This window comes from Pseudomonas sp. S3_B08, from assembly GCF_054667725.1.
On the sequence record NZ_CP162750.1, the window covers coordinates 5,861,789 to 5,874,893 of the forward strand.

9 protein-coding genes and 1 pseudogene are annotated in these 13,105 nt (G+C 59.6%); 2 read left to right on the forward strand and 8 right to left on the reverse strand.

From position 1 onward, the window contains the following. Positions 1-2: 2 nt before the first annotated feature. Positions 3-869 (forward strand): efflux RND transporter periplasmic adaptor subunit, encoded by an 867-nt coding sequence (locus AB4N73_RS26330; protein ID WP_460142746.1) that lies wholly within the window; start codon positions 3-5, stop codon positions 867-869. A gap of 45 nt (positions 870-914) precedes the next feature. Here the strand turns inward: AB4N73_RS26330 and AB4N73_RS26335 are convergent, their stop codons facing one another. From AB4N73_RS26335 to AB4N73_RS26345, 3 genes are all read right to left on the reverse strand, one after another. Beyond that, entirely contained in the window at positions 915-2,210 is a 1,296-nt protein-coding gene (locus AB4N73_RS26335) for a hypothetical protein (RefSeq protein ID WP_460142747.1), read from the reverse strand. Positions 2,211-2,371: 161 nt separating this feature from the next. Continuing rightward, the gene (locus AB4N73_RS26340; RefSeq protein WP_460142748.1) at positions 2,372-3,196 is read right to left on the reverse strand and encodes an SDR family oxidoreductase; all 825 of its coding nucleotides are present in this window, start codon (positions 3,194-3,196) and stop codon (positions 2,372-2,374) included. A gap of 35 nt (positions 3,197-3,231) precedes the next feature. Continuing rightward, positions 3,232-3,696: a multidrug transporter gene (locus AB4N73_RS26345; protein WP_460142749.1), complete on the reverse strand. Its 465-nt coding sequence runs from the start codon at positions 3,694-3,696 to the stop codon at positions 3,232-3,234. Between the two features lie 170 nt (positions 3,697-3,866). Between AB4N73_RS26345 and AB4N73_RS26350 the strand changes: the two genes are divergently transcribed. Beyond that, positions 3,867-6,614 (forward strand): RHS repeat domain-containing protein, encoded by a 2,748-nt coding sequence (locus tag AB4N73_RS26350; RefSeq protein ID WP_460142750.1) that lies wholly within the window; start codon positions 3,867-3,869, stop codon positions 6,612-6,614. A 79-nt stretch (positions 6,615-6,693) separates the two neighbouring features. On the opposite strand, the gene AB4N73_RS26355 is transcribed toward AB4N73_RS26350, so the two are convergent. From AB4N73_RS26355 to AB4N73_RS26375, 5 genes and pseudogenes are all read right to left on the reverse strand, one after another. Continuing rightward, a complete protein-coding gene (locus AB4N73_RS26355; RefSeq protein WP_024011673.1) occupies positions 6,694-8,145 on the reverse strand; it encodes a mannose-1-phosphate guanylyltransferase/mannose-6-phosphate isomerase in 1,452 nt (483 codons plus the stop codon). 154 nt (positions 8,146-8,299) lie between these two features. After that, entirely contained in the window at positions 8,300-8,956 is a 657-nt protein-coding gene (locus tag AB4N73_RS26360) for an alginate O-acetyltransferase AlgF (protein ID WP_095180418.1), read from the reverse strand. A 14-nt stretch (positions 8,957-8,970) separates the two neighbouring features. Continuing rightward, complete coding sequence (locus AB4N73_RS26365; protein ID WP_460142751.1) at positions 8,971-10,143, reverse strand: alginate O-acetyltransferase; 1,173 nt, start codon at positions 10,141-10,143, stop codon at positions 8,971-8,973. A 10-nt stretch (positions 10,144-10,153) separates the two neighbouring features. Continuing rightward, positions 10,154-11,718: pseudogene (locus AB4N73_RS26370) on the reverse strand (MBOAT family O-acyltransferase). Between the two features lie 272 nt (positions 11,719-11,990). Next, positions 11,991-13,103 carry a mannuronate-specific alginate lyase gene (locus AB4N73_RS26375; RefSeq protein ID WP_056783046.1) on the reverse strand — a complete coding sequence of 371 codons (1,113 nt, stop codon included), beginning with the start codon at positions 13,101-13,103 and terminating at the stop codon, positions 11,991-11,993. Positions 13,104-13,105 lie beyond the last annotated feature (2 nt).

The window sequence follows — 13,105 nt, forward strand, 5'->3', positions numbered from 1 at the left end:
TGATGAAAAAGTTTTTCAGCCTGCTCGCGACCCTGCTGGTGCTGGCCCTGGCGCTGTGGATTGGCCGCACGTTGTGGGAGCACTACATGAACACGCCGTGGACCCGCGATGGCCGCGTTCGCGCCGACATCATCAACGTTGCCGCCGACGTCACCGGCGAAGTGGTCGAAGTGCCGGTGCGTGACAACCAACTGGTGAAAAAGGGCGATCTGCTGATGCGCATCGACCCCGAGCACTACCGCATTGCGGTCAAGCAGGCGCAGTCACTGGTCGCTTCGCGCAAGTCGACCTGGGAAATGCGCAAGGTCAACGCCCATCGCCGCGCCGACCTCGACAATCTGGTGATCTCTAAAGAGAACCGCGACGACGCCAGCAACATCGCCGACGCCGCACTGGCTGATTACCAACACGCCCAGGCGCAACTGGAAGCCGCCGAACTCAACCTCAAACGCACCGAAGTGCGTGCGGCGGTGGACGGTTACGTGACCAACCTCAATGTGCATCGCGGCGATTACGCACGCATCGGCGAGGCGAAGATGGCCGTGGTCGACATGAATTCATTTTGGGTTTACGGCTTTTTCGAAGAAACCAAGTTGCCGCACGTCAAAATCGGTGACCGAGCCGACATGCAATTGATGAGCGGCGAAGTGCTCAAGGGTCATGTCGAAAGCATTTCGCGCGGGATCTACGACCGCGACAACCCGGAAAGCCGCGAACTGATTGCCGACGTGAACCCGACGTTCAACTGGGTCCGCCTGGCGCAGCGTGTGCCGGTGCGGATTCACATTGATGAGGTGCCAGAGGGCGTGTTGCTGGCGGCGGGGATTACTTGCACGGTAGTGGTGAAGCAGGACCTGGCAGACATGTGATCGACGGCGTCGCCCCTGAACCGGGCGACGCGGTGATGCTTCCAGCTACTGGGAAATGTTGTAGCGATACAGACAACCCAGAGGGTTTTCTGGATTGATGTTGAGGGCAACAATCAATTTGCCTGGGGCCTGCTGATAATGAAGCCTGGAGAGCGAGTCGGTGGTCTCCTCGCGATGGATGACGCCACCCGCGTCTGAAAAATCGGAGTTGTAGCCGCCGCTCCGGGTTTTCACACAGGCAATATAATTGCCCTTCTCGTCTCCACCAGAAACTACGATGTTATCAGCGAAAGGAACATGGTCCGCCCAGTTGACTCGCCTGTCGCTGCCGAGAGCTGGTGGGAGTGGCATGACATTCGGATTGCCGAAAACGTCAAAATCGGGCTTACCTTTTTCATCGAAGGCGAACAACATGCCGTATCGCTCACTGACACCGCTGCCCATGTTGGTGTAGCCAGATGCCGTAAATCTATCAGGGGCTCGCTGTCTCACAGTATTGAGTTCGGCACCCATGGAGTTGTACCGGACTACCACAACCCCGGGTCTTTCCGGGAGGCCGAAATTCTCATGGGGTGCGCCACTGTCTGAATTCAACATCACGAGGAGACCGTCCGTGTTCACGTCCGGCTCGTATTTTTCGTAGCCTGCAAATAACAAGAGTCCATTGTCGAGCACGCAACCGTCGCTGAGTGAAGTCGATGCAAGCGGCATCCCGTGATTAATTTCAACTCGGCCATCTGTGCCGAATGCCTTCACGGGTGCGCCTTGCGCATCGAATTTGTAAAGGTGCGCCCTGAGCACGTCAGGCGTGTGGTAATCAACGCCGACAATAACGCTGCCATCGGGTAGCGCGAAGACGAATGCCGGGCCTTTTTTCGTAAGCCGTTGTGTGTTTGGGGGATCGATGATGACTTGGCCATTCTCGCCAAAGCTGCTCACTCGATTGCCTTTGCTGTCAAGGCAGAGAATCGCAGCGCTAACCTCGTTCGATTGCTCATTGGCTGTGCTGCCTGCCATGAACAGCCGCCCATCGGCACCTTCTGCAATCGGCCCGCCAGAGGCCTGCTCATTGGCCAGGAACGAACCCGTGACACGCCCTGCGACCCCAAACGCCAGGTCTACGGCACCCAAGTGGTTCAGCTTGGAAATGAAGAAGACGCCGTTGTCGAAGGTACTGGTGACCAGCAACGATTTATCGCGCAGCAGCGTCGACCCCGTGAGGGGCCGGGACTTCGTCGGGTCGTCCTGGAATATATCGTCAAGTTGAAGTTTGCCTTGGCCGCTTCCCCATGTAGCGTCGATTGTCGCCCTGATGTTCGCGGCCTTCTTTGCAATTGCCATATACGTCCCTGCGCGGTTGTCGGGAGTTCGGTTTACTCGCCGGGCGCTAACGCTGTCTTAACACTATTCACCTGGCTTGAACTCACGATAGGCCTTCGCTTAGAGGGCGCCTACTGTCAACTCTGACAGGTCTGGCTACCGATGGTCGCAACGACTGGGGATCAGAGCTTTGCGCGCAACCCGAAGCGCTTCATCAACGTCGATTCCAGCAAACCCTTCGGCAACAACACCGCCAACAACGGCAACGCCCGGCTGCCGTTGCCGATGCGAACCAGCCGTGGCGGCTTGCTCTGCCGCACCGCTTTCAACAGCTCAGCCGCAAACTCACTGGCCGGTGTTGGCTTGTCCTGCGATGCCTTGGCCCGTGCCCGAATGCCTTCACGCAGGGGAAACCACGGCGATTGCTCGTTGATCAACTGCTCGGCTTCATGTCCGGCATTCTTCGCAAAACTCGATTCGATCGCACCGGGCTGGACTTCCATCACACGGATGCCAAACGGTGCCAGCTCCATGCGCAACGCGTCGCTAAGCGCATGCACCGCCGCTTTCGACGCGCAGTAGGCGCCGGCAAATGGTGTGACCAGCACACCCGACACACTGCCGATATTCACTACCAGCCCCTTGGCCGGACGCAGCAGCGGAAACAACGCGCGGGTGACGCCGACAATCGAAAATACGTTGGTTTCGAACTGGCGCTGCATCGCTTGTACGCCGCCGTCGAGCAGCGGCCCCATCGCGCCGTAACCGGCGTTGTTGATCAGTACATCAAGACTGCCGTGTTGCTGGCGGAGGCGCTCGGCGAGTTGTTCCAGCGCGGCGCCATCGTTGACGTCCAGCTCGACAGCGGTGAAACCGGCAGCGCTCAGCGCGCTGACATCTTCAGCCTTGCGCGCACTGGCCCAGACTTCGTAGCCGGCGGCTTTGAACGCGTCGGCAAGGGCGCGGCCGATGCCGCTGGAACAACCGGTAACCAACGCAACGGGCATGGCGCATTCCTTGTGCAAACAGTCGGGGGAGGGGATCAGTCGGAGAAACTACCTTGCAAATGCTCGGCGCGTAACTCCAGGGTTTGCGGACGATAGCCGGGGCGCAGCGGCGGCAGTGGCAAGCAGTCTTCCCAGGTCGCGCCGGCCTGCAATTCGCCGGGGCCACGATAGCGTGGGGCAGTGTATTGATTGTCGGCCAGGTTGACCGTATCGCCCGGCGCATAAGCGGCGATGCGCCAGCGCAGCTCGGTCAGCGGCACATTGTTGCCATTGTTCATTTTCAATTGCAGCGGACGGTCGGCCGGGCATTGCTCGGGAGCGTAGGCAATGCGCAGTTCCAGGCGCGCCAGTTGCTTGATCTCGCGGTTGTCCAGCCACACCACCCACATGGCCACGAAACCCAGGCCAATCGCAGCGGCTACCGAAACCGGCAAGGCCTTGGCCGGGTAGCGCAGCAGCAGGATCAACCAGGTAATGACCAGCAGGATGCCGATGAACATGCGTGAGCGCTCCGTGGGTGAGTGAGCCCCATCCTACCGAAGGCTTGGCGCAATGGGTATTCGGGACGAGTTTGTGCGCACCGTTGGTCGGGACTGTAATTTCTGACAGTAGGAATGCGGTTCCGCGCTTGCTCTCATGAGCCAAGGGCACACTGGGACGTTGACGCACTATGGGCATCCACAGCAATACGCCAACGCTTGCCGTGAACGATCCGCGCGGGTTGGCCATCCTCAACGTCAACTACTGGCGCGCCGATGCGGCGCTGGCAAGCGAGCCCCGGATCGAGCGGACGTTGCGCGACAACGCCGGCCGTGCAGTCAAACAATGGGATGCGCGATTGTGGGCGTTGCAGGCGAATGATCCACAAGCGCCCGCCAGCCTCACCACTGTCCATGCCTTGAACGATATCGCGCTGCGCTCGGACAGTACCGATGCGGGAGTCCAGATCCAGTTGCCGGGTTTGGCCGGCCAGACGTTGTGCAACTGGGACAGCCGTGGCACATGCCGCGAAATTGCATACGATGACTTGTTGCGACCTGTCGCGGTGTTCGAGGAAGGCACCGGCGTACCTCGCCGTTGTTCCGAGCGCCTTGCCTATGGCCGCCCCGGCGCGGGCGATCCGCTGCGCAATCAGCTCGGTCAAGTGATTCGTCATGACGATCCCGGTGGCAGTGTTCTGTTCTCGCAGTTTGCGATCACCGGGCAGTGCAGTGAAAACATCCGTCACTTCACGCTTGAGCCGGTTGCCGCGGATTGGCCAGAGGCTCTCGCCGATCGACAGAAGTTGCTCGAACCTCAAGGGGCAACCACACAATGGCGCTATGCCCCGCTGGGACCTGTGCTCGAACAGTTCGATGCCGGTGGCAATCGGCAGGCCTTCGCACTGACTCTCCACGGCCAGTTACGCGCAGTTGAAATACGGCTCAAACTTCAGACTCAGAACCATTCGGTCGTCAGTGATATTCGCTACGACGCTTACGGACAAGTCACTCATGAACTGGCAGGCAACGGCGTGCTGACTACGCTGAGCTACCGTCCCGAAGACGGCCGCCTGCTCACGCGCCATGCTCAGGACAATCTAGGCAATGTGCTGCAGCATCTGATCTACGCCTACGACCCGATGGGCAATGTAACGAGTATCGAAGACCAGGCATTGCCCGTGCGCTGGTTCGCCAACCAGCGCATCGAGCCGGTCAGTCGTTACCGCTATGACAGTCTTTATCAGTTGTCCCATGCCACTGGCTGGGAGGCCGGCGTTGGCGGTGGCGGGCCGACCGCTGTCGCCAATTACAGCCAGCGCTATCATTACGACGCCGGCGGCAATTTGCGCGGGCTGACTCACGTCGGCCAACAGAGTCCAGGTCATCAACTGCAGGCCGCACGCTTTAGCAATCGGTGTTTGCCGTGGCACGACGGTAAGCCGCCCTCTGAAGCAGAGATCGCTGCAGCTTTCGATTCGCGGGGTAATTTGTTGTTGCTGGATCAGGGGCGCCGGTTGCAGTGGAATCTGCGTTGCCAGCTGGACTCGGTCGTGGTCGTCTCACGCCGATCAGATGCCGATGATCGTGAAAGCTATCTCTATGACGGCGCCGGTCAGCGGGTATGCAAGACGCGTTCGTCACGGGCCTCTGCACGCAGTCTTCTTGCACAGGTGCGTTATCTGCCAGCGCTGGAATTACGCACCGATACCGGCACCGGTGAGAGCCTGCAGGTGATCATCGTGCGGACCGGACTCAATATCGTACGCGTCCTGCATTGGCAGAGCCCGTCGCCGACCGGCGTCAATTATCTCTACCGATACAGTTTCAATGATCATCTGGGCTCAATCAGTCTTGAGCTGGACGCGGATGCGCAGTTGATCAGCCGCGAGCATTTTTATCCATTCGGTGCAACGGCGTGGGCCGAAGAACCCGACGTCAGCTACAAGACCGCGCGGTATTCGGCAAAAGAACGTGACGCCACGGGACTTTACTATTACGGGTTTCGCTATTACGTGCCGTGGCTGCAACGCTGGCTGAACAGCGATCCTGGTGGAGCGATCGACGGCCATAATCGCTATCGCGCGCTGCGCAACAACCCAATGACTTACAGGGACAGCGACGGGCGCAAGCCCGACAAGCCCGACAAGCGTGCTGGCGACCGGGTGTATCACGATCTTGCCGACAAGAAACTGGTCAATCCCACGCAAGCCGCCGGCATGCAGCCCGTGCGCCGTTACTTCGAGAATGACCCAAATCCCGACGTCCAGGCCTACCGCCGCGAAATACCGGTAGCGCTGGCAGAGCTGGGAGCCCGGGACAACTCCGTGCTCAACACACATCAGGCGCACGTTATCGCTGCCGCCCGGACGAACACGGCGTCGCCCTCCGGTGCTGTTCTTTATCACTCCGGCGAGCTGGTTTCATCAGCGATGAACAGAGTTGTGGGAGAGGAGGCTACCAGTCGGGTAATGGGTCCTTTGTCTGTCGCGTTCAACAGCCCCGTCGAAGATCCCAACGTATTGGCTGCAAGACGGGGAGCTGTAGCCACGGGCTTCAAGATCGGTGGGAAATTATTGATGCACGCCTCCAGTCCTGCCGTACAGCTGGTTGGAGCAGCGAGTATTGCCCTGGGCAACGTGATGGATATTTCAGAAGCGCAAACGCGTATTCAACACAGAGTTTTGACTACCCCCGTCCATGCGCCGTTGTCACCGCCTTCGAGTACACCCACATTAGGCTTTCAGTCGTTGAACCCAGCATCGTCTGCACGGCATCAAGCACGGCTTGCAGAACACGGTGAAACACCGAGCCCATGGGCGCAACAACTGCTGGTTGCCGGTTTTACAGCGCCGTTGCAGGGTGTTCATGCGATTGATGGCGCAACCGCCGAAGACAAGTGGATGAACAGACCTCGCCGAAACTCTGGCTTCGGCTAAACGAAAAAAGCCCCCGCCCAGCCCGCTGCGGATAGGGAACGCAACGGGCTGGACGAGGGCTTCTTGTTTCCGCAGGCGATTACTGCGCGATGGTTTTCACCGACACGCCGCGTTCGATCGGGGTGGAGCGGCCGTAGATATCTTCGAAACGCTCGATATCGTCTTCACCCAGGTACGAACCCGACTGCACTTCGATGATTTCCAGCGGGATCTTGCCCGGGTTGCGCAGGCGGTGCACCGAGGCGATCGGGATGTAGGTCGACTGGTTTTCGGTGAGCAGGAACACGTTCTCGTCGCAGGTCACTTCGGCGGTGCCGCTGACCACGATCCAGTGTTCGGCGCGGTGGTGGTGCATCTGCAGCGACAGGCACGCGCCCGGCTTGACCGAGATGTGCTTGACCTGGAAACGCCCGCCCATGTCCACCGAGTCGTACGAGCCCCACGGACGATAAACCTCGCAGTGGTTCTGGGTTTCGCTGCGGCCCTGGGCGTTGAGGGTGTTGACCATCTGCTTGACGCCCTGGACCTTGTCCTTGTGGGCAATCATCATCGCGTCCTTGGTTTCGACCACGACGATGTTTTCCAGACCGATCACCGAGACCAGTTTGCCGTTGCCGTGGATCATGCAGTTCTTGCTGTCCTGGATGACCACATCGCCTTTGCTGACGTTGCCGTTGGCGTCTTTCTCGTTGACTTCCCACAGCGACGACCAGCAGCCGACATCGCTCCAGCCAGCGGTCAGCGGCACCACGCAGGCGCGCTGGGTTTTTTCCATCACCGAGTAGTCGATGGAGTTGTCCGGGCAGCAGGCGAAGGTGGCTTCGTCGAAAGTGATGGTGTCGGCGTCCTGCTGGCTGCGCTCAAGGGTCAGCAGGCAGGTGTCGTAGATGTCCGGATCGTGCTTTTTCAGTTCTTCGAGGAAGCGGCTGGCGCGGAACAGGAACATGCCGCTGTTCCAGTAGTAACCGCCGGATTCGACGTACTCGGTGGCGCGCTTCACATCCGGTTTTTCGACGAAGTGCGAGACGCGGCTGACGCCTTCGGGCAGCAGCGAATCAGCAGTGGATTTGATGTAGCCGTAGCCGGTTTCCGGTTTGGTCGCCGGTACGCCGAACAGGACCATCTCGCCGTTCTCGGCAGCGACAGTCGCCAGGGCCAGCGCACGTTGCAGGGCTTTCTGGTCTTCCAGCACGTGGTCGGCCGGCAGCACCAGCATCAGTTCGTCACGACCTTCATTGACCAGCATCATCGCGGTCAATGCTACGGCCGGCGAAGTGTTGCGGCCGAACGGTTCCATCAGGATGCGCTGGCATTCCAGATTGCGCGCGGCCAGTTGCTCGTTGACGATGAAACGGTGCTCTTTGTTGCAGACCACGATTGGCGTGTCCATGCCTTCGAACACCAGACGCTCGAGGGTTTGCTGGAACAGCGTGTGTTCGCCGGTCAGGGCGAGGAATTGCTTGGGGAATTGCTTGCGCGAAAGAGGCCACAGACGCGAACCGCTACCACCTGACAAGATCACCGGAATCATAGTGTTTACTCCATAAAATCAATTTGGTTAGAGCCCTGTGGGAGCGAGCCTGCTCGCGATGGCGATGGCTCGGTCGACATTGATGTTGCATGTCAGACCGTATTCGCGAGCAGGCTCGCTCCCACAAGGGGTACTGCGTCAGTTCACAAAAGGATTAGCGAGTCGACACCGGGCGTTTCACCCAGACTGGCGACAGGTTGCTGCCGTTGCCGGTGACGTACAGCACGGCTGCCTCACCACGCTCCAGGGCGACCGGTTTCACGTCGCCGACTTTCTTGTCGCCTTCGTACAGTGCCAGGCTGACTTTCACCGGGTTGATTTCACGTTCGCCACGGCCCTTGGCTGCCACGTTCGGCACCACTTCGGTCTTGCCGTCGGCGGTTTTCAGGGTCAGCGATTTGTCGCTGAGGTTCTGTACACGCACCAGGGATTTCTGCTTGTTCTTGAATGGCGGCTCTTCGATCAGTTGTGGCGCGCCGGAAGCGTTGTTGACCAGGGTGTAGTAGTGGTCACCAGCGAGTTTGACCGGCAGGGTCTGGCTGCCAACCTTGGCGCTGTAATCGCCGCCCGGCATGAAGCTGAAGTCGCTGCTGGCCAGTGGCGCGATGTCGCTCAGGTTGGTGCTGCCGACAGTCGCGCTGACTTCAGCGTTGCTGGCGTTGTAGACACGCACGAAGGTCGAGCCTTTCGGAGCGGTCGGGCCGTACAGCGCGGCGTCGCCGCCGGCGAAGGCTGGGACGGAAAGTACGCTGAGGCCAGCAACCAGTGCGAAGCTTTTAGCGAGACGACGAGGAGTAGTAGTGAAAGTCATGGTGTACCTCTCTTTCAGTTTTGCGCCCGATCGGGCGTCTCGGATTTAGTGTTGATGGCTACGTTTTGTTGGCGGGCGCCGGCTTGTTTGAGCTCTGCGACCCACTGCGGGTCGGCGTCGCCGATTTCGTTGTTCACAGGCAGATATCGTTCAGGAAACTCCCAGATCAGCACTTGTGGCGGGCTGTTCTTGAAGTCATCGCTTTTCAGGTAGCTGAGCATCGGCAGAATCGGGCCATGGCCGTCTTCGGCGTAGTTGACGACGTCGCTGTGCAGCGCTTGTTTGAGCGCACCGACGAAGTTCCAGTTGGGGTTGGCGCTGTAGCTGGTGCCGATCAGCGCGACCGGTACTTCGCTGTTGGCGAACAGGGCGTCGTCACCGGCAGGCTGTTCGGCGGCAACGGTGTTGCGTTTGAGCAGTGGCTCAGGCGCCGGCATCATGTTTTCGAACAGCGGATCGAGCGGCAGGAACAGACGCAGATCGCCCTTGTGTGTGACCTTCTCTGCTGGCGTGGTAACGAAACGCTGTGGCTCGCCGCTCAGCGGGAATTTCTCGGCAATGGTTTTCGCCAGCGTATTGGCTGCGATCTCGGCGCCTTCCGGCGTCCAGTGGGTGTCGGTGCGCAGGAACACTTGCTCACCGTTCTGCTTGGCCTGTTGCAGCGGGCCGAGCAGGTCAGGGGCGAGGATCTTGTCGGCCGCGACACGGGCGTGGAAATCCTGGTACAGATTCTGGTGAATGCTCGAAGGCTTCACTTCACCCAGATGCTCCGGGTACAGACGCACCTTGGCTGGAACGATCGCCATCACCAGTTTCACGCCTTTCTCTTTCAGGGTCTGGCGCACGCCTTCGACCAGCGCGTAGTTGCCTTGCAGGTTCTGCTGTTCGTTGACGATCGGGTTGAATTCCTCATCGCTGTACAACCACTGGTCGCGGCCGAGCACGACGCCCGGACGACCTTCGTTGAACAGTTTGAAATCCAGCGCGGCCCAGAGGTTGGTGCCCAGACGCTTGATCGGGAATTCATCGTCGTAGTGGGTTTCCACCGCCTTGGTCCAGCGGCCATTGAGCACCGTCGCGTCGGCGTTGGTACTGAAGCCGAAGAAGCTGCGAATCGACCACAGACCGAGGACCAACAGCGTCACCAGGAACAGGGCGATGTAGAAGATGCGTAATGAGCGGGTCATGTCAGATCCCTCAGAACTGGAAGTAAAGGAACGGCGAGAAGCTTTGCGCCGAGAGTTTGAGAATCGAGGCGATGAACAGCAGCAGGATCAGTCCGCGCATCACATAGCGCGACCAGTCGGCGGTCCAGTAGGCCGGTTGCACCTGGGCTTCGACGCCAACGGTGTAGCCAGGTTCGTGGATGCTCGCCGGATTTTCCCAGGCGCTGCCTTGATCATTCCCGGCGTCGCCGTGGCAGGGCCATCGGCCTCGACGTTGACTTCAGGTTTGGTCTTGGCTGGCGGCTGATTGGTGTACAGATCACGCAGGCCGAAGAACGCCAGGGTCACGTAAGCCACCACCAGGGTTGCCACTTGCAGACCGGTGAGGCTGGCCTGATTGAGTTCCGACAGCGACCAGTCGCCGAAGCTGAACATTGCTCCGTACATGCGCCCGGCAACGTGCAGGTTCTCGGCACGGAAGATCACCCAGCCCATTACTACCAGCAGGAAAGTCAGTGCCCAGCGGATCGGGTTGAGGCTGCGCGGCGAAGTATTGAGGCCGAGCATTTTTTCGATCGCCAGCCACATGCCGTGCCAGGCGCCCCAGATGATGTAAGTGATGTTCGCACCGTGCCACAGACCACCCAGAAGCATGGTCAGGAACAGGTTGCGATAGGTCATCAGCGTGCCTTTACGGTTACCGCCGAGGGTGATGTACAGGTAGTCACGCAGCCAGGTCGACAGGCTGATGTGCCAGCGGCGCCAGAACTCGGTGATCGACTGGCTGATGTACGGCTGCTTGAAGTTTTCCATGAAGCGGAAACCCATCATCAAGCCCAGACCGATGGCCATGTCGCTGTAACCGGAGAAGTCGAAGTACAGCTGCGCGGTGTACGCCAGCGCACCGAGCCAGGCATCACCCGTGGTCGGGTTCTGCAGGGCGAAGCAATGGTCGGCGACCACGGCGAGGGTGTCGGCAATAAAGACTTTCTTGATGAAACCCTGCATGAACCGCGTGCAGCCCTCGGAGAATTTGTCGAGGGTGTGCGTGCGGTTGTTGAACTGGTCGGCGAGGTCGCGGAAACGCAGAACCGGGCCGGCAATCAGGTGCGGGAAGATCGCCACGAATGCTGCGAAGTCGATCAGGTTGCGCGTCGCCGGAGTGTCGCCACGGTACACGTCGATGATGTAGCTGATCGATTCGAAGATGTAGAACGAAATACCGATCGGCAGCAGCACGTGGGTCAGGATGAACGGTTCGAGACCGAACGAAGTCATGATTTCGTTGATGCTGTCGACCCCGAAGTTGGCGTACTTGAAGTAGCCAAGGATGCACAGGTCGACGGCCACACCGAGCAGCAGCCAGCGCTGCGCCGGTTTGGTTCTGACGCCGGCGGCACCGACCTTGAGGCCGATCCAGTAGTTCCACAGCGTGACCGCTGCGAACAGCGCGAGGAAGTCCACCCGCCACCAGGCGTAGAACACATAGCTGGCGATCAGCAGCAGCAGGTTGCGATAGCGTTGCCCGCTCAGGTAGTACAAGCCGAGAAAGATCGGCAAGAACAGAAACAGGAACACGTTGGATGAAAATACCATCCCGATCTCTCCATGTTTGAACCAACAGTCAAGGGCCAAAGCCCCCCCAAACCCCCCGTGGTAGTGGAGGGGTGACACAGTGTTTGCTTGAGGTCTGGGCTGGCCGTCAAACCGCGCCCCCTCACCCCCCGCCCTCTCCCGGAGGGAGAGGGAGCCTGATCTCCATGGTTTTCAAAAATGGAGATCGACTCGGTATTTCATTTCGGCGTAACTCGCACAGCCACCTCGGTCAGTCCCCTCTCCCTCCGGGAGAGGGTTAGGGTGAGGGGCTTTTAGCCCTTTTCATGCGACGGGTCGTAGACCTTGGTCAGGTCGCCGCCAAGACGGAAAGTCTTGAACGGTTGCATGTCGCGCTTCTTCTCGATCACATCCGGCGCGCAGGTGTAGAGCGTGCAGAACGGTTCGAGCCAGGCGAATTTCATGTCCTCTTTCAGGTCGGTCATGTCCTGCTTTTTGCCGTTCTTTTCTTCGAACTCGTCAGGGTCCTTCACGCCGGCCAACACGCGGTCACCCAGACGCTTCAGTGCGCCGTTGTTCTCCTGACGCAGATCGACACCGTTGACCTGGGCGAAACTGGCGATCATCGCCAACGGTGGCAGGGCGTAGTTGTGATAGGCGAGGGCGCGTTGCTGGCGCTTGAGTTCGTTAGGCAGGAAGCCATCGGCATCGACTTGATTGACGCCAACCTTGTATTCCTTCACCGCCCAGTCGAACAGGTCGCGGCGGTTGGTGGCGACGGCGGTGGCCATCACCGACCAGGCGGCCCAGTACGAGTGGTTGTTGGTTTTTTCCAGCGGCAGGTTGTCCCAGTCGCTGACCACCTGATCGGCCATTTTGCTGAACCAGGCTTCGATCAACTGCGCTTCCTGCTGATGCTGAGCCAGTGGGTGCGAGTCGGAGAACTTCAGGCGAATGTACGACGAGGCCATGCTGCCCAGCGCCCATTTGCGCATCGACTTGCCGGTGTGGTTGAAGTCTTTGGACATCAACGCATCGGCCTTGGCCCACGCGGTGAGCCAGTTGAGCGTGCATTCGAGCTGCTCCGGGCGACCGTCGCGCATGAACTGCATGACGCGCTTGGCGGTGCCGCGCTCCAGCGTAGTGATGTCTTTGGTGGTGTCGCGAAAGGCTTTTTCCGACTGCACGTTCAGCGTCGCGCGGGCCTTGTCCGAACCTTCGTATTTGCTGCGAAATTGCAGCGGACCGGTGTATGGCGCCGGCATCGCGTCGCAGCCGTCGCTCTTGTCGCCGGTCTTGAATTTATCCACCGGGGCGAAGTAGCCCTGCGGTGGACGCAATGGCGCGGCGGCCTGAGTTGCCCCGGCGAACATCGCCAGGCTCAGGAGTGTCGGTGCCAACAGATTTTTCAGTTTCGGATTTCGCATAG